This is a genomic window from Niallia yueguangensis (assembly GCF_052663115.1).
On record NZ_JBQTCX010000011.1, the window covers coordinates 47,915 to 71,166 of the forward strand.

Sequence of the window (23,252 nt, forward strand, 5' to 3'; positions counted from 1 at the left end):
GACTGAAGCACTGAGCAGTCTGAATACACGTAGACTCCTGCAGGAAAAGCGAGAAAGACGAGACCCCACAGGAGCATAGCGACGAGGAGGATCGGCACTCGTCCGCGGAAAGCGAAGTGTATTCAGGCTGCGGGGTAAATAACAACAATCTATACGAAAAGAGCGTTTATGAAAGAGGTTTAATAGAAAATTTGCACGATGAAATAGAAGAAAGAAAAAGACAGTTGTGTGGGAATAGTAAAAAAGGGGAATAATGATAAATATTTAATAAGCAGAAAAAGGTAGTCTATATTTTTATCTCATTACATATAAAGCAAATAGAGAAAGGAATGGGAGTGTTCAACTTGAAGAAAAAATTTAGTGGAATGGTCATTGCTCTCGTAATACTTGTTGTGTTAGTAATTATCATTATGTCGAGTTATAACGGGTTTGTAAATGCAGAAGAGAATGTAGATCAGTCGTATGCCCAAATCGAAAACCAGCTTCAAAGAAGACTAGATTTAATTCCGAATCTTGTGAGTACGGTGAAAGGGTATGCTTCCCATGAAAAAGAAGTCATTGCCTCTATTTCGGATGCCCGTGCAAGATTGGCTGGAGCAGATTCTCCTCAAGAAGAAGCAACGGCAAATGCTGACTTATCGAACGCCTTAAGCCGGTTATTAGTTGTTGTTGAAAACTATCCGAATTTGAAAGCAGATCAACAGTTTACGCAGTTAATGGATGAATTATCAGGAACAGAAAACAGAATTGCTGTTGCGAGAAAAGATTATAATGAACAAGTTGCATCTTATAATAAAAAAGTGAAAAGATTCCCAGGTGTCATTATGGCAAGAATAACTGGCTTTGATGAAAAGGAATACTTTAAGGCGAATCCAGAAGCAGAAAAAACACCAAAAGTCGATTTTGGAGGCAATGGATAATGACTTCTAAGTTATTTTCCGCTTTTCTTTCCATCGTCTTTTTTTGCTGCATTAGTGGAAATGTATTAGCAGCAAGCAACGAAATTCCAAAACCAATAGGCGACATATATGTTCAAGATTTTGCGAATCTATTAAGCAAGGCAGAAAAGCAGGAATTAAACCATATCGGGCGATCGCTGGAAGAACAAACAACGGCACAAGTAGCTATTTTAACCGTACAAACAACAGAAGAAAAAACAATAGAAGAATTTGCAAATGAAGCTTTTCGCCAATATGGAATTGGCAATAAACAAAAAAACAATGGTGTTTTGCTTGTACTGGCAACGGAAGATAAGAAGGTAAGAATAGAAGTAGGCTATGGGTTGGAAGGAAGAATTCCCGATGGAAAAGCCGGAAGAATTTTAGATGAATATACATTGCCTTATTTAAAAAATCAGGAGCCAAATAAAGCAATAACAGAAACATATAAAGTGCTCGTGAAGGAAGTATACGCCGAATACGGCATAGATGATCAGCAATTGAAAGCGGAAAAGCCAGCTGAAACGAATGATTTTCCAATGTGGCTCATTATTATAATCGTGATAATTGTGTTGTTTATCGATATTAAATTTTTTGGAGGAGCATTCTCTTACATGATTCTTTCCATCCTTTCCCGCGGTGGCGGAAGAGGCGGGGGTGGCGGAGGTCCACAAGGTGGTGGAGGTGGATCTTCAGGAGGCGGCGGTGCGAGTAGGGGTTGGTGACATTTTTATTTATTAGCGGACCAAATCAATTTGATTTGGTCTTTTCTAATCGTGGACAAAATAAAGGAAAAGAACTAAGTTTTGTCTTTGAGATAGCTAATGAAGGACAAAATAAAGGAAAAAGAACCAGTTTTGTCCTTGAGAAAGCTTATGAAGGACAAAATAAAGGAAAAAGAACCAGTTTTGTCCTTGAGAAAGCTTATGAAGGACAAAACAAGGGAAAAAGAGTCAAGTTTTGTCTTTGAGACGACTTATGAAGGACAAAACAAAGGAAAAAGAACCAGTTTTTGTCTTTGAGAAAGCTTATGAAGATAGATGAATAATACAAGATAGGATGAACATAGTGTTATATTGCGTGGACAAAAAACGATAGTAGCTGTTATCCTGCAAATTATTACATTAATTGTATAGTTGGTTCCTGTAATGGTTATCTGTACATAAGATTCTATGAAGGGGCTGGTCAACTTGAATCGAAATAAAAATATGCCTCTAATCATGTTGTCTTGTATTTTCTTATTAATATTTCTTATTGTGAATGCGATACGCCACATTAAAATCTATATTGTGTATAGTTCTGGTGTTGGTCCTTTTATAATGATTGGGATTGTGTTTGTGATTATTATCGTTCTTTTTGTTAAGCGTTAAATGAAATGTCAAAGGGAGAGTTTTTTAATGATAAAGAAAGATCCATGGAGGCACAGAAACATCTCCATGGATCTTTTCTCATTTTTCACTCTTATCTTTTTACAATCGGTATCCATATTTCACTTTTAAAAGTCGATGAAGTTACGTCTTTATCTTGATTCCACAAGATTTCAGGACCTTCACTTTGTTCATAATTGGAAGATGGAAACCACTCCGAATAAATGCGTCCCCAAACATTTTGCAGCGTATCAGGAAATGGCCCAACCGCCTCGAATACTGCCCATGTAGAGGCAGGAACTTCAAGCAGTGTAAGGTGTTCCGGACATTCCTTTGTTGTTGCAACACCAATATAGTGATCAAGTTCTCCTTTTTCTTCCATTCGGCCTTCAGAAAAGTTCGTGGATGCACTAAGCAGTCCGATAGGCTCAACATTAGAAAGTTGTTTCAGGTGATGGATTGTTTCATCATCTAAGCTTTTCCACATTGAAGCAATCTCTGGATTAACCCCATTGAAAATAATCGGTACTCTTTGCTTTATTCCAATGATACGAAACGCCTCTTTTTCTTCTATTCGATAGTTCATTTCACTGCCTCCTTTAATCGATAACTGGAACGTCATTCGTGGGTATGCTTTGAGTGAATGGCTGTTATTTCTTGCTTCTGAAGGTGTTAAGCCATGCAAATGTTGAAAAGCTCTTGCGAAAGAATCTGCTGAGTTGTATCCATATTTTATCGCAATATCAATCACTTTTATGTTCCTATCTTTAAGCTCAAATGCAGCAAGCGTAAGTCGTCTGCGGCGGATATATTCGGATAGTGAAATGCCTGCAAGGAAGGAAAACATCCTTTTAAAATGATATTCAGAGCAGACAGCGATCCTTGCCACTTCTTTAAAGTTAATATCGTTCGTCAGGTTTTCTTCTATATATTGTATTGCCCCATTCATGTTCTTAAGCAAATCCATCATATGACCTCCTTCATCAATAGAATAGCAGCTATAGAGTAGTTCCATCCGACATTTCATGCCAAATTATGTAGGTTGGATGGTTATTAATTATTTTAATGCACTAACTTACAGTATTTCAAAAAAATGAAGCATCATCGCTAATATTCAATTTATATGAGAGTCTCATTAGAAGACTTATGTAGTAAACTAATCAGAAATAATGAAATTAAAAAAATTTGAAACTTTTTCACCAGGCATTCGCTCTAATAAGCGAAAGGAGGTTAAAACATGAATGAAATAAAGCTTATTAAAAAGGCAATGAAGGGAAATAAAAAGGCTTTTGAAAAACTTCTTGTTATACATAGTGATCAATTGTATCGATCGGCGTACTTATATGTTGGAAATCGTGAAGATGCTTTAGATGTGGTGCAAGAGACAGCTTTTAAAGCAATGTTAGCAATTGCTCAATTAAAAAATGAACATTACTTTTTAACCTGGTTAACAAAAATTCTAATTCATTGTTCCTATGATGTGTTAAAAAAGAAAAAACAAGAAATTCCCATCGACAAAATGATGGAGTTGGCTTCGGAGGGAAAGGAAAAAGGCGAGGAGCGTTTAGATTTATTGGAGGCAATCAATCAGTTAAATGAAAACTATAAAAATGCTATTATTCTTTTTTATTTTCAGGATCTCCCAATTAATGAAGTCGCTAAAGTTATGAACATCCCAGAAAATACAGTGAAAACATATTTGAGTCGAGGAAAAGAACGGTTAAAAAAGTTATTAGGAGGGAGGAATTATAATGGAAAAGAAATTACTTCAAAAAGCATATGAGGAAATTGAAGTACCGAAAGAGGATGTTTTATATGCTATTAAGGCAGGGACTAAACGAGCTGATGCTGTTATGCCAAAAAGCAGCAAAAAGATAAAAACAATTATGTGGTCAACAGCTGCAGCAGCCATTATTTTTGCTGCATCCAGCTTTATTTCTCCTTCCATATCCCATGTAATGGCGGAAGTGCCTTTATTGGGGAATGTTTATACCGCTTTTAATGACGCGATTGGTCGAAGTTTGCATTCGCAAAAATTAATCACATCATTAAACGAAACAGCTAGCAGTAAAGGCATTGATGTTGTCATGAAAGAGTCTTATTATGATGGAGTAGTTGTAGGTGTTACTTTTGAAGTAAAAGGAGATGTAAAGCCGACTGAAAATGGTACAGTTCCAGGGTTTTATGAAATATTTGGCGGGCAAGATTGGATTTCAGACAGTAAAGAATGGGTTCATATGGAGCCTTCAGATCACGGATACATGGGACATATTCAATTAAACTATCCTTATGCAGTTTTACCTTCAAATACTACTTTTCCACTTGAATTCACAAGTATTGGAGGGAAGGAAGGAAGCTGGAAATTTGATGTACCTATTAATCAGCTGCCATATGAAACAGTCCAAATAAATAAAGAAACTGCTTTGCAAAAAGGAGATGGAGAGGGAAAAGTTCATTTGAATTCCATTATTTTTGGAAAAGCATCGACTGCGATTAACTATACAACTGCTTTTCCTATTGAAAGAAAAAATTATGATGATGTAACGTTAGATGTATATAACGATCAGGGAGAAAAGCTATATACTTCCATAAGTGGTGATCTAGATAGTTCTGAAATAAATGGTCAATTCATTAAAAAAATGAGAGATATCATTCCTCAAGGGTTAATTGGGGCAGCGAGCTATTTAGATATCCATCCAAAAGTAGCAATAAGTGAAGAAGCTCAATTTGTTAAATTGAATAAGAAAATGCCCGTGGAACTGAAGGCTAAACGGCAGAATTTCGTTGTAAAAATCGAAAAAATACTCGTGGAAGATAACCGGTGTATTGTTGACATTCAAGTGAACAATGGTGATGAAAAGGGTTGGGGCTTTACAAATATTAAATCTAATTTTGTTCATGGTAGTGTGAATCTAGTCAAAGAATCAGAAAAAGATATATATGGAATGAGATATATAAAACACACTGTAAAAACTATTGATAAAGATAATCTACGCTTTAGAAGCACTTTTGATATTAGCAACTTGGATGATTTTAATAAGGATAACTATATATTAAGAGTGCCTATAAGCTTAAATTCGAGTATTGTTGAATTAGAGAACGTGAAGGTTGACTTAAACTAAACAAATTAACTGAATCCACCGTACCAGTCATTAGCTAGGGAAGAGAGAGTAGTACTTTCTCTTCCCCATGTAAATACTAAATTCCATTTTGTATTTAGCGATTCAGCTGCTGCTTCTTCTGTTCTCCTGTTCTTCTAATACTTGTAAAATTGTACGTATTCATAAAGATCCCAATGCATATCAAAAATGATCCAATCATAATACTAACGGTTATCTTCTCCCCAAGCTGCAGCCATCCAAATATAATGCCTAGTATGGGAACAAACATTAATGCCATGGATGCTTTTGAAGCATTTATTTTTTTTAGCACCCAAAACCAAACGACAAATGTGAAGGAGGTTGAAAACAAACCATTAAACAGTAAGGATAAAAGTGATGGACTGGACCAATTTGTTGAATGGTTTGGTTCTAAGAGGGAAGAGAAAATAAATAATAATAATGCTCCTATAATAAGCTGCCAGGCGTTCATATGAATAACATCTATATGTTTAAATTTTATTTTGCTAAAAATATTCGCCAATCCCCAACTAATGGCTGAAATTAATATTAAACATTCTCCGAATACTACTTTTAAATCAAAATTAATTATTTCTAATCCTAAAATAAATAAAAGACCTAATAGACCAATTATTAATCCAACCATTTTATATATGTTCATCTTTTCATTTAATTTAAAGTGGCTGATAATGGTGACAAATATAGGCATTGTGTAAACTAAAACAGACGTTTTTCCTGAATCTACAAATTGCATTCCATATGTCAATATTGCCATATATCCAAATGACATGAATAGACTCATGATAAGGTAGTTATTCACATTTTCTTTCCCTATAAAAAGTCTTTTCCGTTGAAATATGAGAATGATAAATAAAGGAACTGCCCCAATAAATAAACGTAAAGATGAAAATAAAAAAGGGGGAATGTCGCTAATTGCAATTTTCATTGTAACCCATGTATATCCCCAAATAAGCGTAACAGAAATGATACCCATGAAAACTTTAAACATAATATAATCTCCCTTCTTTTAATGTAATTAAATAGTATGGTACTATTTAATATAACTCAAATACATAATTTTTATTGAGGTGATAACTAAATGGTTATGAATATGAACAACTTAGAAATATTTATGAAAGTCGCAGATAATATGAGCATTACGGAAGCTGCCAATGATTTATTTATATCACAGCCGGCAGTTAGCAAAGCGGTAAAAAGTTTAGAAAACTATCTGGAAATTAAATTGTTTATTAGGGATAAAAAGAATGGATTAATGCTTACTGAAGTAGGAAAGGAAATTCTAATATTAGCTAGGCAAATGAAAGGCGTCGAGAACAAAATATATCAAGTTGCAAATCGGGAAAATAAACTTCTCAGTGGCAAAGTGAAGGTTGGTTCTTTTCCAGCTACATCGACAAATATTTTACCTAAAGCCATTGCATTATTTAGAGAAAAATATCCGCTAGTAAATATAGAATTAATAGAGGCGACTTCGAATCAAATTAAGAAATGGGTAGAGGATCGAACGGTTGATATAGGTATCGTTGCATCTCCTTTTGAGCCATATGAATATAAAATACTCAACGATGATTATATGGTTGCGATAATTCCTTCTAACCATAGATTAAATCAAGAAAAAATTGTGAATTTGGAAGAACAGCAGGATGATATTATTTTTTGTAAAGGAGGGCACGAAATTGCCATTTCAAAAACATTCCAAACAAATAATATTAATTTTAAAGAAAGCTTAACGGTTCAAAACGCTGAAACCTTAATTAGCATGGTTCAAAATAACTTAGGTATAGGGATTATTTCAAAATTTACACTCTCTTCTGTGTCTCATCATTTAATCATAAAAGATATTAGTCCACGGATAACTCGTCAAATTGGCATCATTGCACATTCTTTTAATGAAGCAACACCTGCAACGAAGGAATTTATCAACGTCATGGTTCAATCCCATAAGTCTTAGCTAAACGAAGCCGATTATTTCAACATGATCGATCTTCTCAAAAACCCTTTGTCCCGATGATACAAGATAAGTGCAATAACTAAAAATCCGGAAGCGATCCATACAGAGGAATTCCCTATATAAGTGGTGGAAAACGTCCCCATCAACGCACCAAATAAAAAAGAAGCAATGATGCCAAAAAATTCATTAAATTGTTTTTTCGCTTCCTGATTATGTTCTATAAATGCACAATAGGCAGCTTGGGCTGCAGTTCGCAGATTTCCTGTTGTCATTGTTGAATTATAGGCCCACTTATCTAATTTATTAAAAGTAGAAATCTGTAAAGAGGATACAAATGATATACATACTGTTACTACTAAGTTAGGTACACTTGTTGGCAAGATTCCGACAATAATTAAAACTATGCATTCTAATATAAGAATAGACCGTCTATAGCTGTGCAATAAATGTCTAATATGGGGAATCTTAACTATTTCTGATACTAAAACACCTAATATAAAAGCTATAATGGGTGGGATATAAAGCATAGCATCTTTCCATTCCCCATTAGCTGCTTCTACAGCGAATAGGACGATATTTCCTGTTTGTGCATTGGCAAACACTCCGTCTCTGCTGATGAATGTGTAGGCATCTAAAAACCCTCCAACTATTGCTAATAAAATCCCTAAACGAACTGAATTTGAAGATAATGAGGGGAGCGTTTTTTGTTTCACTGTCATACGATAATCTCCTTGTAACAATGATTAAATTTAAGCTACAAATATATTATACATCTTTTCTAATTGATTTTAAGAGGCTAATTTTATATTTAAAACATCGAAGTCACTGGGTATGCGCCGTTTCACATTGCAAATGCCTACATAATCTATAGGGGATTAACCTAAAAGAGGATGTTCAAAAAGGCATCAAATGATAAGCGGCGAATCTCTTCGTTGGCTTGCTTTTCCGCTACTCACGTATCTAAATGCATACGTTCCGTTGCTCAAAGCTACGCCGCCTCGACCTTCTTGCTTCTAATTTGTTACCTTTTTGAACACGTATTAAAAGGAGAGATGCCCAGATGTATCCTTATGGAAATTATCAAATTCCACAAGTTCAGTTCGACTATAATTCATATGTACAGCATGCTCAATACGATCCCAACAGACAAATACAACTATCGCAGTTGTTTCAACAGCCCCAATGGCAGCAGCTTGAACGCAGGGTAAATCAGCTTGAAAGAAGAATAAATCAGCTGGAACGTAGAACAACTCAGCTTGAACGCAGAGTAGATCAGTTAGAACGGCAAAATGATCAGCAAGATAGAGAAATTAACCAACTTCAACGCAGACTCCAAAGAGTAATTCAGCGGCTAGATGCATTGGAAGGCAGATAATCCATCTTTTGACTAACCGATTAAAGGTTAATTGGTTAGTCTGCTTTTGTTTGAAGGAAATACGAAACATTTTCAATAAAATATCTAAAAGTTTATAATATACATAAGGGAGACAAGCGGCTTTAATCCATCGTGATTTTACGGCAGCGGAATATTAAAAGCAATATCACGTGTTTTGCATTATAATAAGATATGTAAAGGAAAGGAGGCAGAAAATTTTGTCACATGCTCACATCACTTCATGGCTGCTTGCTCTTATACTGTTTGTGATTGCATTTGCATTACATAAAAGTGGAAAAGAAAAGGGCAGTAAAATAGTACATATGATACTTCGTTTAATCTATTTATTCGTCATTGGAACGGGGATATGGTGGCTGTATCGTTTAGGCAGCTTCCCACCAATGTATATTTTAAAAACATTGGCTGGATTATGGGTAATTGCTGCGTTGGAAATGATTTTAGTTCGAACGAAAAAAGGCAGAAAAACAACGATATTATGGACGCAATTTGTTATCGCTTTGGTGCTTGTTCTGTATTTAGGTATGACACTTCCGATGGGAATGTGGAGTTTTTAAGAAGGAGGGGGAGAAAATCCTTCTCTTTTTCTTTGTTTAAAAGAATGGTTGCAGTTTTTCTTGATTTTGTTGCATTTTTTGCTGGTATTGTTGCAGTTTTCCCGAATATTGTTGCAATTTTTCAGATATAGCTATTTTTTTGCAAAAATCGACAATATTCACCTCACCCCTTATTAGAAAAATATCATTGACCAATTATATCCAATTTGATACGTTAAAATCAGTTTATATATAGAAATGGAGAGAACGTACATTGCAGTCCTACTATATAAAATTACTATTATTATTACTTTTCATGACCGGAGCACTGTATGCTTCTTATATACATACCGTTTCATTTATCACACTTCTATTCTTTTTCACTTGTATTCTTGGCCTGTATTTTCTTATTCCGATTGTACAGAAAAAAACACTTATTTATATACTTATCCTTATACTGATTCAAACTATATCTTTAGTAACTGATCGAGCAGTGTTTTTTTATTTAGTCGTGATCATGCTGTTTATCTTAATGGAAAGCAGTCAAATGTTATCCGTAAAAACATTTCGTATCCTCCTTTTAAGTACCGTTATTATACATTTTGTTATCAGTGTTGTTTTGTTTCATTTTTCCATTAGTTTATATGTATGTGCAGCGACCATGGTAATCATTCTGTTTGTTCGTTTAAATGAAAATAGTCATGAATATGCATCTATTAGAGAAACATATGAATCTTTATTAAATGAATATCGTATCCAGAAACGCCAAGCATTTAAAAATGAACATACTGCGAGAATAGAAGAACGAAACATGATTGTAAGAGAAATGCATGACTCAGTTGGACATAAATTAACCGCCCTTTTGATGCAAATTGAACTATTATCCATTCAAGAAAAAAACGAGTCTTTTGCGCTGCTGCGAAATATGGCTTCTGAATCGTTAGAAGAAACAAGAAAAGCTGTCCGCATCTTGCAAGCAGAAGAAATACAAGGAATTTCATCTGTTATTCATTTAGTGAAAAAGCTGGAAAGTGAAAATGCAGTCCATGTTCACTTAACAACAAAACAAGGTGTATTAGGCATGCGCATCAGCAATAGGCAAAATGCGATCCTTTATCGGGTTATTCAAGAAGGCTTAACGAATGCGATGAAATATAGCAGTTCCAAAAAAGTTTTTATTACATTAGGTGTGTCGCCAATTGGTCATATAACAATAGAGATAAAAAATACATACGTACATAAATATCCTATATATGAAGGATTTGGCTTAAAAAATATGAAAAAAAGATTAGAAGAAATTGGTGGTAAGTTAGATGTTTATCAAGCAGACAACCAATTTATTCTACAAGGAAATATGCCGGTAGAGGAGATAGAAGAATGATAAGGGTCTTAATCGCGGAAGATCAACAGATTGTAAGAAACGGCTTAAAAATGATCATTGAACAAGATGAAGAAATAAAGGTTGTAGCAGAAGCGGAAAATGGAAAGGAAGTACTAAATCTGTTAGAGCAGCATGCTGTAGATATCATCTTAATGGATATTCGCATGCCTGTTATGGACGGGGTGGAGGCAACACAGCACATAAAAAAGAGGTTTCCACATGTGAAAATCCTTATCCTTACCACTTTTAATGACGAAGAATATGCTATTCAAGCATTTAAAGAAGGAGCAAATGGCTTTTTATTAAAAACAACAGACAGCAAATATTTATTGCATAGTATAAAAAGCTGTTTAGCAGGCGGAATATCGATAGATGAACAAGTGGCAGCAAAAGTAATGCCAAAGCTTTTAAAAGAAAATAAAACAGAAAAGCAGTCAGCAAAACTATTTCCCCTAACTGAAAGAGAGCGGGACATTGTCAAAAATATCGGCTTAGGCAAAACAAATAAAGAAATTGCCAGCGAACTGTTTTTATCCGTCGGAACGGTAAAAAATCATATTACCCAAATATTAACGAAGCTGGAACTAAGAGACCGGACACAGCTTGCAATATTTGCGGTGAAGAATGATTTTATATAATAGCCTGTTTTTTTAATATTTTGGTATTGATTAAACAAAGGATCTATTGTGTTTTATGTTAAAATATAGTTAAGGATGTTCTTCAACTAACGAGGCAGGTATCTTTAATAAGAATCTCATAGTAATTCTGGTATAAAAGTTATGAATTGATGAAAATTACTTTTGTCATTTAAAGAACTTAAAGAGGGTGTAAATAATGTTAGATAAAATTAAAGTATTACCTGAAAAGGTGGCATTTTCTATAGGCTTAACTTTAATATTATTTACTGGATTATTGTTATTCTTATTGTCACTTTTGTTCCCTATTGGTATTTGGATTACGATAATTACAGAAGCTGTTGTTATTGGTATTGCTTTCTTATTTATAGCAAGTGCGGCTGATAAAAGACATTCACTCATTGATCAGAAAAAGTAACTCTTTATTCATTTTATTAACGGGGCAGGTTAGTTCAATAAGAAAATATAGATAATTCTAAAAACAGTTTCGTTATTAGCTCTAACGGAACTGTTTTTGTATTGAAGAGATAAACTTAACCTAACCACCCGTCCCTTTTCATTTATTTTTTTTGAACTTTTTTTGTAATTATACCTAGCGATTCAAAAAAGAAAATCCTTGAGATTCAAAGGTTTTCCTTTTAGATATTACATTTATTTTGCTCTACCTATATAAACCAACCCATTAGAACGATTACCATTCATCGTTACATATTCTACTTCCCTGTATTCTAATTCTTCAAATGGGATCGTCCATTCTTTTATACGCTCTTTATCATGATGACGTAAAATGGCTCCATCCGTTAATTCGAATACTCCGTAAGTATGATACTTAGCATAGCCTTTTTCGTAACGAGCTTTGTTTCTTTCATCATCATTTAGTAAAAAATCATTAATATAAATAATGCCCCCTGGTTTTAATACCCGTTTAATTTCATCTAAAATAGCATTTTGTTCTTCGTCTTTATAGACGCATGTTAAAACTGCAAAAAGTAAAACAGAATCAAAAGTATGATCAGGAAAAGGAAGCTTTCCACTTTGAACAACCTGAAAATCAATTTCTGAATCATTGGATTTAGCTCTTTTAATCATTTCCTCTGAAAAATCTACACCGTGTAAATGATTAAAGTTTGAATCTCTTAATTCAAGTAATGTTCGTCCATAGCCACACCCATAATCTAATATGGAAGCATTTTGATCCACATATTTTAAAAATAGTTCGGGTTGAAAAGGGGTAGTAAATTCTTTTTCATTAGCGACTTTATCCCAATATTTATTCTGATTATCCATTGTTATAAACTCCTTATTGATTTCTTATTGCAACAAAGCACACAAACACATGATAACCTATGCGTAGTCACTATATTAAATAATTTTATTATCAGTCATTCTAAAAAGGTGTTTATATATCAGCATTTTCTCTTTTAGCTTTTTCAATAATATGCTTAATAAAGGGTTCTTTTTTCAGAGTGTATGTCAGTCTATCAAATGAATATTCAGAAGCTAGTTGTTTTTTTAATAGGTAATATTCTTTTGCTGCTTCAGGATACAGCCTTAAATAATCACGAAATAATAGCTTGTCATTCCATTCACTGCTGTTAAATTCACATATATGTAGATGGCAAGTTCCCTTTCCCCATAACCCTTTTCTAAAAAACATTCTATCTTTAAACTCAGGTTTTGGAACATACTCAAATTCAATGTTTTTTAAAGGAATAATTAGATTGGATACTTCCTCTAAATTTTTAACAGCTACCATTATATCAATAATTGGTTTTGCTCCTAATCCTTGTATGGAAGTGCTGCCGATATGCTCTATTTTAATAGTTCTATCACCGATTGCTTCTATAATTCTTTTTTTCTCCCATTCAAATTGTCGAACCCAATCGGGATTATATTGCTTAAGAACAACATCAGGGTTTGTCACTAGCATTCCTCCAAAATCTACTCTATTAAATGTATATTTACTCCTTTACTTTAAAAAAGCATACTTGAAGTATGCCATCTCTTCTAACTGTTTAATACTCTCTTTAGCTCTTGTAACTCTGCCAATGCACCAGTTGCGAAATAATACGTCATTTTCTTCTCAGATATCTCTTTTTCCTCTGTTGCATTTAATTCCTCTACTGTTTTTGTTACTTTTTTTAATGATTGGAGGGTTTCAGACTTGTATGCTGTGAGTTCTTCAATACGTTTATTTACGTATTCCATCAAATTTGCATCCATATTAAACACTCCCTTTTTTGAAAATTATACCATTTACTAAAAGGTGTTGTCCTGTTTTATTTCAAGAAAATGGGAGTCTCGTACCTATCATATTTCCTCATCTTCATCCTTAAATTCATTATAGCGTTTTTTCCTTAGAAAATAGGCAAAAGTAAAGGTGCATAAAAAACATACAAACAATACAGAGCCTACAATCATGCCAGCTTTATTCGTTCCATCTGGTGTTAGTACAGTAATGAGGTAAAAAACAATGCCAATTGCTAAAGAGTAGAAAATCGTTTTGTAATAAGGGCCCGGCTTTTTTACATGATCGCCATATACATCAACAGATATCGTAATATTTAAGTAGCCAAGCAAAATCGATGTACTTAAAATCACTAAGTATAGTGGATTATCCATTACTGCATATAACCCATGCTTCACTCCATTATAAATTAAAATCCCTATGATACAGATCGTTTGAAACAGAAAGGCAGTTCGAAAATTCCGTAAGTTTTTTAATTTTAGGCGCTCGTCTTTCATTATTTGCATTATAATTCCTCCTTATCGATCCAAAATAATTCATCTAAAGATTTGTTGACTGCGTAACAGATGTCTAGACATAGTTTTAAGGTGGGATTATATTTCCCTTTTTCAATTAAGCTGATCGTCTGTCTAGTTACACCAGTTAATTCAGCTAATTGCAGCTGTGTTAAATTCATTTGAAGACGTGCGATTTTCACCATATTCTTCATAATATTACCGCCTCCTACCAATAGTGTAACATATATATTACGTAATGCAATATATATGTTACGTTTTTTGGGGAGGAAAAACACCTTTTATAAAAAATGACCTTACCCCATGACCTAAGTCATTATTTTCCCAAAAGAAATGACCTTTAGGTATAGGAGATAAAAAGAAAAATCTTTATGATAGGTTGTAGAAAGGATGATAAAAATGTTAGAGATTATAGAGTTGTCCAAAGCATATAAACAGAAAAAGGTAGTAGACTCGATTAATTTATATTTAGAAAGCGGAGAAACGGTTGGATTATTAGGGCCAAATGGTGCGGGTAAATCGACGACGATATCGGTGATTTCTTCTTTGGTTGCACCAAATAACGGCGATATTCGATTGCACAATAAAAGTATTTTAAAATCTCCACAACAGTTGCGGGAGATTTTAGGAGTAGTTCCCCAGGAAATTGCCCTTTATATGGAATTATCGGCAAGAGAAAATTTAATCTTTTTTGGAAAAATGCACAGAATTCCAAACAGCCGCCTGCAGCAAAGAGTAGATGAAGTCCTTGACATTATCGGTTTAAAGGATAGGGAAAAGGACTTGGTGAAAACTTTTTCCGGCGGGATGAAAAGAAGATTAAATATTGGCGTAGCCCTCATTCATGAGCCGAAGATTATCATCATGGATGAACCGACCGTTGGTATTGACCCGCAGTCTCGCAATTATATTTTAGAAACGGTAAAAAGGCTGAATAAAGAGCAAAACATGACTGTCCTTTATACAAGTCATTATATGGAAGAGGTAGAGTTCCTTTGTGACCGCATTTATATTATGGATCATGGTCAAATTATTGCCTCTGGAACAAAAGAAGAATTAAAAAATATTCTGTCTGCTGAAACGGCGATAAATATTAAAGTAGAAATGGTGAAGCATGAATTTGTAGAGGCATTAAAAAATCATGCCAATGTAAAAAATCTCTCTATCCAGCAATCTATTATTACAGTCATTGTTCCAAAGCAAATCAACTTGCTGAAAGATATTTTTAAACTAGCAGAAGAAAATGCAACAAACGTGCTTTCCGTAAATATTGAAACACCAACCCTTGAGGATGTATTTTTGCATCTTACTGGTCGGCAGTTAAGGGATTAGGAGGGGTACTATGTTTTGGCAGCTGATAAAAAAAGAATTGCTGATTATGTGGAGAAGACCAAGAGAACTAATTGTGCTGCTGTTAATGCCTTTTATTCTTATTACGATTTTAGGAAGTGCATTAGGAGCATTAGATGATAAAGAAGTAACAATAAATGCAAAACTTGCTGTGTTGTTGCAAGATAATCCGAAAAAAGCACAGGAAAAAGCGATAAACGAAATTCAAACATCATCTTTATCAGAAAAAGAAAAAGCGGAAAAAACAGCTATTATTTATTCTTTTAATCCAGTTGATATTTTTTTAAAGGAACTAACTGAAAATAAAGAATTAAAAAAAGTGTTAAAAGTTACAGTCATAAAGGAAGGCAAACTAACAGCAAAAGAACAAAAAAAATATAGTGGTGTTTTAGAAATTCCTTCTACGTTTTCTGAACAATTTTATCAAAAGCTCGTGCAGGGAGATGGAGAAGTTGAAAAGTGGAAATTAGCAGTAAGCGACAACACTTCCTTAGAAGCGACGGTTATTCAAGATGTTGTATCAAGTTTTCAGAAAGAGCTAACCTATTCGCAAACAGCACAGCAATTAAAAGTTGATTACACACAGCTGTCTGCAGCCCAGACAAAGGTAGGCACTATTGAAAATATCACAAAGAAAAAAGAGGTAGACGCCATTTCTTATTATGCAGTTGGCATGTGTGTCATGTTTGTTTTTTATGTCGCTACAACTGTAGCTGGATTTGCTTATCAACAAAAAGAAGAGTATATGTATCAGCGGACATTACTCGCAAATGTATCACGTTTTTCATATTTTGCTGGAATATTCGCAGCGACATTTTTGCTATCTTTTGTTCAGCTCAATGTATTGTTTGGTTTAACAGCACTCATTTATGGGGTGAACTTTCCTAATATTATTAATTATTTATGTATAACATTAGCCTTAAATGCAATGACTGCAAGCTTTGCTGTATTTATAACAAGCATTGCTTATAAATTAAATTCAAGAAACATCGCCAACATTTTCTCTAGTTTATTTATTCCTATTCTCGCATTTATTGGCGGAAGCTTTTTTGATGTTAGCGCTATTGGCGGTTTTATGGAGACATTGGCACAATACTCGCCAGGTGGTGCGGCAATAACCGCTTATTTAAAAGTAGTTCAGGATTACTCTTTTAGTGATATTTGGAGTCAAATTCAAGCAATATTATTATTTACCGGAATATTAATCGTATTAACACTTGCTTTTATTAGGAAAAGAGGGATTGCATCATGAAGGCGATACTTTGGGGAAAATATAGACAGTTTATCCGCAAGCCTGGTGCTCTTATTGTAACTACCATTATGTGTATGGCGTTTGCCTTTTTGCTGGGGAAATCTTCTTTTACAAAAATAGAAGTTCCTGTTTATAGTGCAAACGGGACAGAGGATATTCACAGCATTGTAAAGGACTTAAACAAAAGCGAAAGCTACACATTTAAGGTGTTTTCGGAAGAAGAAACAAAAAAGAAAGTAGAAGAAGGTACATCTGAAGCTGGTATAGCGTTGGGAGAAAATAATTATACACTTTATCGTGTTGCAGAAAGTTCTAATGTAATTGTGATCAATCGCTTTTTAGAAAAATATTATCAAAATAAACAGCAAAAGGCAGCAATGATACAATTGGCACAAAATCATCAAGACGCAGAAAAAATTTTAGCAGATAATGAAGCAAATCCAATTTTGCCAGTATCATTTGACAGTAATGTGTCGAAGAAAAAATCCACTTATAATCAGGCGCTTCAATCTTTATTTGGATTTACACTATTTTTTAGCATCTATACAATTGCTTATACGGTGGTGGAAATTTTACGAGATAAGCAAAATGGTATTTGGGATCGGTTTATTTTATCTTCTACGTCGAAAACACAGCTTTATTTAGGTCATTTACTGTTTAGCTTTGCAGTTGGCTATATTCAAATAATGTTGATATTCACCATTTTTAAATACGGTGTTGGGGTAGATTTCTATGGGAAGTACTATTGGGTCTTTCTCCTGATCATCCCTTATTTGTTTGCCATCGTTGCATTGGCAATTTTACTTACCGGTTTAGTAAAAACAGCGAGTCAATTTAATTCGCTTATCCCGCTTATAACTGTAAGCTTTGCGATGCTTGGCGGCGCCTATTGGCCATTAGAAATAGTAACTTCCAAATTCCTATTGCTTTTATCCAAATTTATTCCCATTACGTATGGAATGGAGATGCTGAAAAAAGCAATTATACAAGATGCTCCAATGCAAGAAATTCTCCTGCCAGCAGCAGTATTGCTGTTAATGGGAACGTTGATGTTAGGCGTAGGCATTCGGTTGATTGAGAGAAGGCATGTTTAATGTAAAGTGATGCGGATTTTGTCGAAAAGTAGCTATTTCGGAAAAACTGCAACAAAATTGCGTGAAACTGCAACAATATAGAGAAAAACTGCAACAATCATAGTAAAAATTGCAACAATAGATGACGAAAGGAAGGGGCTGTCTCACTTGAGGCACCCCTTTTGCATTTTATAGAACATTTTTGCAGGGGAAAGTAAGTATTTATAGAAATATTTGGATATGAAGGTACTTGCCATATAGAAGGAGGAGAAACCAATGAGACATAAAAGCAATTATGATGATGAAAGGCTCGTTGAAATTGATGAAGAATTATGTGTTCTTTTAAAAAAAAGAAAGGAAATTTGCAATAAGAAATCAAGAGTGCCATCTTCATCCTATATTGCAAAATGGGCGGAAAAGTATGATAAGGACGAATGTTTTTTGAATGCATTTTTTGGAACAATTAGTAGTGAGGAACATATTAGGCAACCTGTTGAACCAAAAGGGTTTGTAAAGCATATCCCTATTTTAAAATTAGTTGAAATGGAAGAGGTAATGTATTTTATTACCCATGTTTTCCAATATAAAAATGTAAGTGTTTTATATTTTAATCAAGATTTGGACGATGCGAGTAAAGGTACAGATGGACTCGCTCCATTTATGAACTTCGAATTGTTTATTAATGAAAAATATGATTGCCAAATGGTACGTGGCAGTGGCTCAGATGGACATCGCTGCTATATCTTCAACATAACACCGCCTCTGCCAGAAGATTTATCAGGTCTAACATTCGTTTTTAAAGAGTATAGTGATCACTTAAAAGAAAAGGAAACAGGATCAGAAGTTATTTTTAAACTACAAAATAGGAGGAGATTATCATGAACGTTTTTAATGGGCCAAAAAAGCAATACGACGATAAAATGGCAGCAATGGATGAACAATTATGTGCATTAATAAAGCAAAGAATAGATTATACAGAAAAAAGTTATTTGGTACCGCCTCCAAAAAATATTGTAGACTGGGCAGAAAAATACGAGCTTTCAGAGGAAATGCTGCAGACAATATTTTCTGATTTTGAAGTCGATCGTTATAAACCTTCAGTAGAACCAGAAAAGTTTAGAAAAAACATTCCTGTCTTAAAGTCGGTGGAGATAAATAAATATATTTATACGGTTATCTTCATACGGCAGTATGCGAACGCCAGTGTTTTACATATGACAATAGATTGGGATTCGACAAGTGATCAGAGCGATCATGAATACCCTCCACATTTAAAATTATATATAGGAGAGGAGTTTCGTTGCAGGAAATCAGGAGGAGGAGGGACACAAGGACATACCACCCAAGATTTTATTATTTCTCCACCATTACCTGATGATATTTCTGGGTTGTCATTTTATTTTTATCAAGATGTTGATAAAGAAGATCAAGAGAATAGAACGGAATTTGATATTTGTATAGATTAATTTATGTTTGGACGTATTAATGTAAACGACTTTTTTACATACATTCCTGTTAATTGGTGTATTAAATGATGGCTGTTTTCTCAAAGTTTGTTGTTTTTACGTAAAAAAATGGGAGAAGAAGTACTCAGCAGACTGAATACACGTAGACTCCTGTGGGAATGCGAGAAAGACGAGACCCCGCAGGAGCGTATGTGACGAGGAAGGCTCGACACTCGCCCACGGAAAGCGAAGTGTATTCAGGCTGCGAATTTAAACGCAACAATCTATACGAAAACAGCCTGAATGATAAAGAGGTGATTCTATGAAAATAAGAAAAGCTGTGTTAAAAGACGCAAAAAGCATTGCCAAAGTACATGTAGATAGCTGGAGGACTACCTATGAAAATATAGTGCCAGCTGCTTTTTTGCAAGGGTTGACTTACGAGGAACGTGAAAAAATTTGGGTAAGTGAAATACCGAATGGACATGTTTTTGTAGCGGAAAAAGAAGATGGTCAAATAGTTGGCTTTGCTTGTGGGGGAAAAGAAAGAAGTGGAAGCTACAAAAACTTTGATGGAGAACTGTATGCAATCTATCTTTTGAAAAGCTATCAAGGAATGGGGCTTGGTAAATCACTAGTAGAAACAGTTGCAGTATATTTACAAGGGATCGGAATTACCAGTATGATCGTACAAGTTTTAGAAGAAAACAGCGCTTGCTATTTTTATGAAGCATTAGGCGGCAAAAAAGTAGGAAGTGAAGTAATTAATATTAGCGGTAAAAGAATAAACGAGCTGGTTTATGGCTGGAATGACATTGGAGAAATAGGGAGTAAATAGAAGAACTTATATTAATTAAATGTTACTTAAAATAAAGTATGGCAGATGAATTTACTGGACATTGCTTCTTTTTAAATTACATGAACCCCTGTTACAATTACTATTACCTCTTCATGGAGAGCACCTCAATTAAAAGGCATGATAAAAATAACACAAAAATTATTATTAGAATATTCGTATTTTTGTACAATTTACATATAGTTTGGACCAATCATACTAGGTATAGTGATATCAAGAAATAAAACACATCTTTTTTTTATTTTTAATGACCTTTCTAATAAGAAATATAAACGACTAGTAGGAGGAGTACATGATGAGATTAAAAGACAAAGTAGCAATTGTAACTGGTGGCAGCCAAGGAATTGGGGAAGGAATTGCACGTACATTTGGAAAAAATGGTGCAAAAATTGTCCTTGCAGATGTAAATGAAGAATTAGGTGCTAAGCTAGTAGACCAGCTGGCTTCAGAGGGAATTGAATCTATCTTTGTGAAAACAGATGTTAGCAGCGAAGAAGATGTAATTGCAGTGGTTAAAGCTGGTGTGGAACGTTTTGGAGGAATTGATCTTTTAATTAATAATGCGGCAATTAATGTGCGTAAATCAGCTGTAGATACTTCACTAGAAGAGTGGCAGAAAGTTATTGGTGTGAATTTAACTGGTGCATTCCTATGCTCCAAATATTCTATTCCTGAAATGGAAAAACGAGGTGGTGGTGCAATAGTCAATATTGCTTCATGGCATGCGGAAAAAACAATTACACGTTTAGCTGCTTATGCTGCATCAAAAGGAGGAATGACTGCATTAACAAGACAAATGGCATTGGATTGTGGTCCTAAGAACATTCGTGTAAATGCGGTTTGCCCAAGTACAGTTAAGACTCCTTTACTTGATCTGACTTTTGCAAGTCTTCCTGATCCAGAAGAAGCATTTAAACAAACACTTGAATTCCAACCATTTGGCCGAATTGGTACTGTCGATGATATCGCGAATGCATGTTTATTTATGTGTTCTGATGAAGCTACATATGTCAGCGGTCAAACATTGATGGTTGACGGAGCAGCAATTAATAAAATTGCTCGTCCATTAATGTTCGATTAATATATAACAAGAGGGAGCAGGTGGAGATGAAATCTCCACCTAGTTCTTTAAGAGGATGTTCAAAAAGGCACCAAATGATAAGCGTCGAATCTCTTCGTTGGCTTGCTTTTCCGCTACTCACGTATCTAATTGCATACGTTCCGTTGCTCAAAGCTACGCCGCCTCGATCTTCTTGCTTCTAATTTGTCACCTTTTTGAACACGTATTTTAAATATAAGTTAAACAAGGGAAGTGTCTTAGTTGAATCAATTTGAAAATGTTACACTTGCAAAAAAAGCAAATATCTACTTTGAGGGAAAAGTGACAAGCAGAACGATTATTTTTCCTGATCAAACAAAGAAAACACTTGGCATTATGATGCCAGGCGAGTATGAATTTTCTACTTCTAGTAAAGAAGAAATGGACATTGTTTCAGGGAAATTATCTTACAAGCTGCAAGGTGAAGATTGGAAAGAAATTAACGGCACCGGCGTTTTCTATGTACCTAGCAATGAAAGTTTCCAATTAATTGTTCATGAAGTTGTAGATTATTGCTGTTCTTATCTTGAGGAATAGATTCTTTAAAGAATTAAATGAATAATAAAAAATCGCCAATTGAGTATCAAAGTGTATACTCAACTGGCGATTTTTTTAAATACCAAATTCCCCTCTTAGAACCATAGAATGATAAGAGGGGAATTTGGTAAAATAATTATTTAGCGTTGGAACTAACAGACTGAAGATTCTGGTTCTCTTGTATTTTGTTTTTAATCGCTATATAAAGAAGAATACAGTGTTCAAAATTCGATATATTTAATGAAGTCAATTCCTTTATTTTTTCAAGGCGATAGATTAAAGAGTTGCGGTGAATAAATAAATTTCGAGCAGTTTCACTTAAATTCATATTGCTTTTGCAATAAACCATAAAAGTGGAGGCTAACGTTTCAAAGTTATAGTGGTTAATAAAAGGATCTACATTTTTATTGAGCTGTGTTAATAATGTGGGAGGCAGTTCATTTGTTAAAATTTCTAAAGTGATATTCCAGCTATTATAATAGTATATTTTTGGGTGTATTTCTGTCTTCTTTCCAGCCTGCAATGTTCTTATTGCGTTATCATAGGATTCTTTCATCCCCTGTGTACCCTTAGCAGTGTTTCCGATTGCAACGACTGCTGATAAACCGTATTTTTTTTCTAAAAATTGATTCACTTTGTTAATTTTGTAGTCAATTCTATTTATAAATGATTTATCCATTCCTTTGGAACCTGTTGCAAGAAATATAGAGAATTGCTCTAGGTTTGCTTGTCCAATGAGATCTTCATTATGTTCAACAAAGTGAAACTTGATACTTTCTAGTAATTCTTGATGAAGTTGATGTAAGGATATTTTATTGGTAGTGGTATTTAGTATGTTAGTGGATAAAGCAGCAATATCAATAATAATACAGGCTCTTTCTATTTCTAAATTATATCCTATCATTTTTCCATAATCAGTTATTCGTTCTATATTGTCATTTTTGCTGTCAAAATGAAAGATATATTGCATTAAAGTATCTAATGCTTTTGTTTCTAAATCAGCTATTTCCGATTTTAAATGTTGATAGCAAAGCATTTCGATATGGTTTTTTACTAACTGTATATATTTTTCTGTTTCATCTGCTTTACCAATAATACCTATAGCGCCAATAGCTTTATTATTTACAATGATAGGTGCGCTTGATCCAGGAAAAATATTTAGTAAATTCTTTACATGTATAGCTTCCCACTGAATCATCTTCTTTTGCTTTACTACTTCAAAAAATAGCTTATCAAAAATTCCTACCCGACTAGGATCGTTTGTTCCTATAAGATATCCTTTGTCATCAGAAATACTGACTGGATAGCCTATTATATTACTTGTTTCTTGAGCCACTGTCTGTGCAATTTTTTCAAGAATCATACATTACCCTCCAATAAAAATCTATTTTTCTACATACTGTGCTAATAAAGAATTAACTGACAATCTACTAATTTTATTCAAATTCTACAGAAGTATATTCCTATTCTTACTTTGGTCATATTGTTTACAGTGTATTTTATTTTTTTCAATATCTCAACAAATATGTTAGAAAA

28 protein-coding genes are annotated in these 23,252 nt (G+C 34.1%); 19 read left to right on the plus strand and 9 right to left on the minus strand.

The annotated features are described in order from the left end of the window. Nucleotides 1–329: 329 nt before the first annotated feature. Genes ACTYA4_RS11930 through ACTYA4_RS11940 form a run of 3 tightly spaced genes read left to right on the plus strand, consistent with a single transcriptional unit; the run spans nt 330 to nt 1,908 of the window. On the plus strand, nt 330–920 hold the full coding sequence (locus ACTYA4_RS11930) for a LemA family protein (RefSeq protein ID WP_443481773.1): 591 nt from the start codon (nt 330–332) through the stop codon (nt 918–920). Continuing rightward, nucleotides 920–1,663, plus strand: a complete 744-nt coding sequence (locus ACTYA4_RS11935) for a TPM domain-containing protein (protein WP_443481774.1) — start codon at nt 920–922, stop codon at nt 1,661–1,663. Before ACTYA4_RS11930 ends, ACTYA4_RS11935 begins: the two co-directional genes overlap by 1 nt. Further along, nucleotides 1,660–1,908, plus strand: a complete 249-nt coding sequence (locus ACTYA4_RS11940) for a hypothetical protein (protein ID WP_445505663.1) — start codon at nt 1,660–1,662, stop codon at nt 1,906–1,908. The genes ACTYA4_RS11935 and ACTYA4_RS11940 overlap by 4 nt, the downstream gene beginning before the upstream one ends. A 491-nt stretch (nt 1,909–2,399) precedes the next feature. Here ACTYA4_RS11940 and ACTYA4_RS11945 read toward each other — a convergent pair whose 3' ends face one another. After that, on the minus strand, nt 2,400–3,272 hold the full coding sequence (locus ACTYA4_RS11945) for an AraC family transcriptional regulator (RefSeq protein WP_443481776.1): 873 nt from the start codon (nt 3,270–3,272) through the stop codon (nt 2,400–2,402). Between the two features lie 270 nt (nt 3,273–3,542). On the opposite strand from ACTYA4_RS11945, the gene ACTYA4_RS11950 reads away from it, so the two are divergent. Together ACTYA4_RS11950 and ACTYA4_RS11955 are read left to right on the plus strand one after the other, a co-directional pair. Next, nucleotides 3,543–4,088: a sigma-70 family RNA polymerase sigma factor gene (locus ACTYA4_RS11950; RefSeq protein WP_443481777.1), complete on the plus strand. Its 546-nt coding sequence runs from the start codon at nt 3,543–3,545 to the stop codon at nt 4,086–4,088. Then, nucleotides 4,057–5,427: a DUF4179 domain-containing protein gene (locus tag ACTYA4_RS11955; protein ID WP_443481778.1), complete on the plus strand. Its 1,371-nt coding sequence runs from the start codon at nt 4,057–4,059 to the stop codon at nt 5,425–5,427. The genes ACTYA4_RS11950 and ACTYA4_RS11955 overlap by 32 nt, the downstream gene beginning before the upstream one ends. 94 nt (nt 5,428–5,521) lie before the next feature. Here the strand turns inward: ACTYA4_RS11955 and ACTYA4_RS11960 are convergent, their stop codons facing one another. Then, nucleotides 5,522–6,433 (minus strand): DMT family transporter, encoded by a 912-nt coding sequence (locus ACTYA4_RS11960; RefSeq protein WP_443481779.1) that lies wholly within the window; start codon nt 6,431–6,433, stop codon nt 5,522–5,524. Nucleotides 6,434–6,523: 90 nt separating this feature from the next. On the opposite strand from ACTYA4_RS11960, the gene ACTYA4_RS11965 reads away from it, so the two are divergent. Next, nucleotides 6,524–7,396 carry a LysR family transcriptional regulator gene (locus ACTYA4_RS11965; RefSeq protein WP_443481780.1) on the plus strand — a complete coding sequence of 291 codons (873 nt, stop codon included), beginning with the start codon at nt 6,524–6,526 and terminating at the stop codon, nt 7,394–7,396. A gap of 14 nt (nt 7,397–7,410) precedes the next feature. Here the strand turns inward: ACTYA4_RS11965 and ACTYA4_RS11970 are convergent, their stop codons facing one another. Next, entirely contained in the window at nt 7,411–8,115 is a 705-nt protein-coding gene (locus ACTYA4_RS11970) for a YoaK family protein (RefSeq protein WP_443481781.1), read from the minus strand. Nucleotides 8,116–8,456: 341 nt separating this feature from the next. Between ACTYA4_RS11970 and ACTYA4_RS11975 the strand changes: the two genes are divergently transcribed. The 5 genes from ACTYA4_RS11975 (at nt 8,457) to ACTYA4_RS11995 (ending at nt 11,759) form a co-directional block, all read left to right on the plus strand. Then, entirely contained in the window at nt 8,457–8,771 is a 315-nt protein-coding gene (locus tag ACTYA4_RS11975; RefSeq protein ID WP_443481782.1) for a hypothetical protein, read from the plus strand. A 218-nt stretch (nt 8,772–8,989) separates the two neighbouring features. Further along, nucleotides 8,990–9,346, plus strand: coding sequence for a YisL family protein (locus ACTYA4_RS11980; protein WP_443481783.1), 357 nt, complete (start codon nt 8,990–8,992; stop codon nt 9,344–9,346). 253 nt (nt 9,347–9,599) lie between these two features. Next, the gene (locus ACTYA4_RS11985) at nt 9,600–10,706 is read left to right on the plus strand and encodes a sensor histidine kinase (RefSeq protein WP_443481784.1); all 1,107 of its coding nucleotides are present in this window, start codon (nt 9,600–9,602) and stop codon (nt 10,704–10,706) included. After that, nucleotides 10,703–11,344: a response regulator transcription factor gene (locus ACTYA4_RS11990; RefSeq protein WP_443481785.1), complete on the plus strand. Its 642-nt coding sequence runs from the start codon at nt 10,703–10,705 to the stop codon at nt 11,342–11,344. The genes ACTYA4_RS11985 and ACTYA4_RS11990 overlap by 4 nt, the downstream gene beginning before the upstream one ends. A 196-nt stretch (nt 11,345–11,540) precedes the next feature. Then, nucleotides 11,541–11,759 (plus strand): hypothetical protein, encoded by a 219-nt coding sequence (locus ACTYA4_RS11995; protein ID WP_443481786.1) that lies wholly within the window; start codon nt 11,541–11,543, stop codon nt 11,757–11,759. A gap of 233 nt (nt 11,760–11,992) precedes the next feature. Here ACTYA4_RS11995 and ACTYA4_RS12000 read toward each other — a convergent pair whose 3' ends face one another. From ACTYA4_RS12000 to ACTYA4_RS12020, 5 genes are all read right to left on the minus strand, one after another. Beyond that, a complete protein-coding gene (locus ACTYA4_RS12000) occupies nt 11,993–12,628 on the minus strand; it encodes a class I SAM-dependent methyltransferase (RefSeq protein ID WP_443481787.1) in 636 nt (211 codons plus the stop codon). Between the two features lie 112 nt (nt 12,629–12,740). Beyond that, nucleotides 12,741–13,265, minus strand: a complete 525-nt coding sequence (locus ACTYA4_RS12005; protein WP_443481788.1) for a GrpB family protein — start codon at nt 13,263–13,265, stop codon at nt 12,741–12,743. Nucleotides 13,266–13,348: 83 nt separating this feature from the next. After that, entirely contained in the window at nt 13,349–13,564 is a 216-nt protein-coding gene (locus tag ACTYA4_RS12010) for a hypothetical protein (protein ID WP_443481789.1), read from the minus strand. An 87-nt stretch (nt 13,565–13,651) separates the two neighbouring features. Continuing rightward, nucleotides 13,652–14,095 (minus strand): hypothetical protein, encoded by a 444-nt coding sequence (locus ACTYA4_RS12015; RefSeq protein WP_443481790.1) that lies wholly within the window; start codon nt 14,093–14,095, stop codon nt 13,652–13,654. Beyond that, on the minus strand, nt 14,095–14,298 hold the full coding sequence (locus ACTYA4_RS12020; RefSeq protein WP_443481791.1) for a helix-turn-helix transcriptional regulator: 204 nt from the start codon (nt 14,296–14,298) through the stop codon (nt 14,095–14,097). The genes ACTYA4_RS12015 and ACTYA4_RS12020 overlap by 1 nt, the downstream gene beginning before the upstream one ends. Nucleotides 14,299–14,503: 205 nt before the next feature. On the opposite strand from ACTYA4_RS12020, the gene ACTYA4_RS12025 reads away from it, so the two are divergent. From ACTYA4_RS12025 to ppnP, 8 genes are all read left to right on the plus strand, one after another. Further along, on the plus strand, nt 14,504–15,436 hold the full coding sequence (locus ACTYA4_RS12025; RefSeq protein ID WP_443481792.1) for an ABC transporter ATP-binding protein: 933 nt from the start codon (nt 14,504–14,506) through the stop codon (nt 15,434–15,436). A 10-nt stretch (nt 15,437–15,446) separates the two neighbouring features. Then, nucleotides 15,447–16,706 (plus strand): ABC transporter permease, encoded by a 1,260-nt coding sequence (locus tag ACTYA4_RS12030; protein ID WP_443481793.1) that lies wholly within the window; start codon nt 15,447–15,449, stop codon nt 16,704–16,706. Further along, nucleotides 16,703–17,800 (plus strand): ABC transporter permease, encoded by a 1,098-nt coding sequence (locus tag ACTYA4_RS12035; RefSeq protein ID WP_443481794.1) that lies wholly within the window; start codon nt 16,703–16,705, stop codon nt 17,798–17,800. The genes ACTYA4_RS12030 and ACTYA4_RS12035 overlap by 4 nt, the downstream gene beginning before the upstream one ends. A gap of 255 nt (nt 17,801–18,055) precedes the next feature. Beyond that, nucleotides 18,056–18,661, plus strand: a complete 606-nt coding sequence (locus ACTYA4_RS12040) for a hypothetical protein (protein WP_443481795.1) — start codon at nt 18,056–18,058, stop codon at nt 18,659–18,661. Then, the gene (locus ACTYA4_RS12045) at nt 18,658–19,245 is read left to right on the plus strand and encodes a hypothetical protein (RefSeq protein WP_443481796.1); all 588 of its coding nucleotides are present in this window, start codon (nt 18,658–18,660) and stop codon (nt 19,243–19,245) included. The genes ACTYA4_RS12040 and ACTYA4_RS12045 overlap by 4 nt, the downstream gene beginning before the upstream one ends. 301 nt (nt 19,246–19,546) lie before the next feature. After that, nucleotides 19,547–20,062 (plus strand): GNAT family N-acetyltransferase, encoded by a 516-nt coding sequence (locus tag ACTYA4_RS12050; RefSeq protein ID WP_443481797.1) that lies wholly within the window; start codon nt 19,547–19,549, stop codon nt 20,060–20,062. A 310-nt stretch (nt 20,063–20,372) separates the two neighbouring features. Beyond that, nucleotides 20,373–21,161, plus strand: a complete 789-nt coding sequence (locus ACTYA4_RS12055; RefSeq protein WP_443481798.1) for an SDR family NAD(P)-dependent oxidoreductase — start codon at nt 20,373–20,375, stop codon at nt 21,159–21,161. A 240-nt stretch (nt 21,162–21,401) separates the two neighbouring features. Continuing rightward, the gene (gene ppnP / locus ACTYA4_RS12060; RefSeq protein WP_445505664.1) at nt 21,402–21,716 is read left to right on the plus strand and encodes a pyrimidine/purine nucleoside phosphorylase; all 315 of its coding nucleotides are present in this window, start codon (nt 21,402–21,404) and stop codon (nt 21,714–21,716) included. 136 nt (nt 21,717–21,852) lie between these two features. On the opposite strand, the gene ACTYA4_RS12065 is transcribed toward ppnP, so the two are convergent. Next, nucleotides 21,853–23,079, minus strand: a complete 1,227-nt coding sequence (locus tag ACTYA4_RS12065) for a sugar diacid recognition domain-containing protein (RefSeq protein ID WP_443481800.1) — start codon at nt 23,077–23,079, stop codon at nt 21,853–21,855. Nucleotides 23,080–23,252: the final 173 nt, after the last annotated feature.

Bases quoted from the DNA above. Each gene is read 5' to 3' on its own strand.
- ACTYA4_RS11930 (WP_443481773.1), top strand. From the start codon at position 330: ATGGGAGTGTTCAACTTGAAGAAAAAATTTAGTGGAATGGTCATTGCT.
- ACTYA4_RS11935 (WP_443481774.1), top strand. From the start codon at position 920: ATGACTTCTAAGTTATTTTCCGCTTTTCTTTCCATCGTCTTTTTTTGC.
- ACTYA4_RS11945 (WP_443481776.1), bottom strand. From the start codon at position 3,272: ATGGATTTGCTTAAGAACATGAATGGGGCAATACAATATATAGAAGAA.
- ACTYA4_RS11950 (WP_443481777.1), top strand. From the start codon at position 3,543: ATGAATGAAATAAAGCTTATTAAAAAGGCAATGAAGGGAAATAAAAAG.
- ACTYA4_RS11955 (WP_443481778.1), top strand. From the start codon at position 4,057: ATGGAAAAGAAATTACTTCAAAAAGCATATGAGGAAATTGAAGTACCG.
- ACTYA4_RS11960 (WP_443481779.1), bottom strand. From the start codon at position 6,433: ATGTTTAAAGTTTTCATGGGTATCATTTCTGTTACGCTTATTTGGGGA.
- ACTYA4_RS11965 (WP_443481780.1), top strand. From the start codon at position 6,524: ATGGTTATGAATATGAACAACTTAGAAATATTTATGAAAGTCGCAGAT.
- ACTYA4_RS11970 (WP_443481781.1), bottom strand. From the start codon at position 8,115: ATGACAGTGAAACAAAAAACGCTCCCCTCATTATCTTCAAATTCAGTT.
- ACTYA4_RS11975 (WP_443481782.1), top strand. From the start codon at position 8,457: ATGTATCCTTATGGAAATTATCAAATTCCACAAGTTCAGTTCGACTAT.
- ACTYA4_RS11990 (WP_443481785.1), top strand. From the start codon at position 10,703: ATGATAAGGGTCTTAATCGCGGAAGATCAACAGATTGTAAGAAACGGC.
- ACTYA4_RS11995 (WP_443481786.1), top strand. From the start codon at position 11,541: ATGTTAGATAAAATTAAAGTATTACCTGAAAAGGTGGCATTTTCTATA.
- ACTYA4_RS12000 (WP_443481787.1), bottom strand. From the start codon at position 12,628: ATGGATAATCAGAATAAATATTGGGATAAAGTCGCTAATGAAAAAGAA.
- ACTYA4_RS12010 (WP_443481789.1), bottom strand. From the start codon at position 13,564: ATGGATGCAAATTTGATGGAATACGTAAATAAACGTATTGAAGAACTC.
- ACTYA4_RS12015 (WP_443481790.1), bottom strand. From the start codon at position 14,095: ATGCAAATAATGAAAGACGAGCGCCTAAAATTAAAAAACTTACGGAAT.
- ACTYA4_RS12020 (WP_443481791.1), bottom strand. From the start codon at position 14,298: ATGAAGAATATGGTGAAAATCGCACGTCTTCAAATGAATTTAACACAG.
- ACTYA4_RS12025 (WP_443481792.1), top strand. From the start codon at position 14,504: ATGTTAGAGATTATAGAGTTGTCCAAAGCATATAAACAGAAAAAGGTA.
- ACTYA4_RS12030 (WP_443481793.1), top strand. From the start codon at position 15,447: ATGTTTTGGCAGCTGATAAAAAAAGAATTGCTGATTATGTGGAGAAGA.
- ACTYA4_RS12035 (WP_443481794.1), top strand. From the start codon at position 16,703: ATGAAGGCGATACTTTGGGGAAAATATAGACAGTTTATCCGCAAGCCT.
- ACTYA4_RS12040 (WP_443481795.1), top strand. From the start codon at position 18,056: ATGAGACATAAAAGCAATTATGATGATGAAAGGCTCGTTGAAATTGAT.
- ACTYA4_RS12045 (WP_443481796.1), top strand. From the start codon at position 18,658: ATGAACGTTTTTAATGGGCCAAAAAAGCAATACGACGATAAAATGGCA.
- ACTYA4_RS12050 (WP_443481797.1), top strand. From the start codon at position 19,547: ATGAAAATAAGAAAAGCTGTGTTAAAAGACGCAAAAAGCATTGCCAAA.
- ACTYA4_RS12055 (WP_443481798.1), top strand. From the start codon at position 20,373: ATGATGAGATTAAAAGACAAAGTAGCAATTGTAACTGGTGGCAGCCAA.
- ACTYA4_RS12065 (WP_443481800.1), bottom strand. From the start codon at position 23,079: ATGATTCTTGAAAAAATTGCACAGACAGTGGCTCAAGAAACAAGTAAT.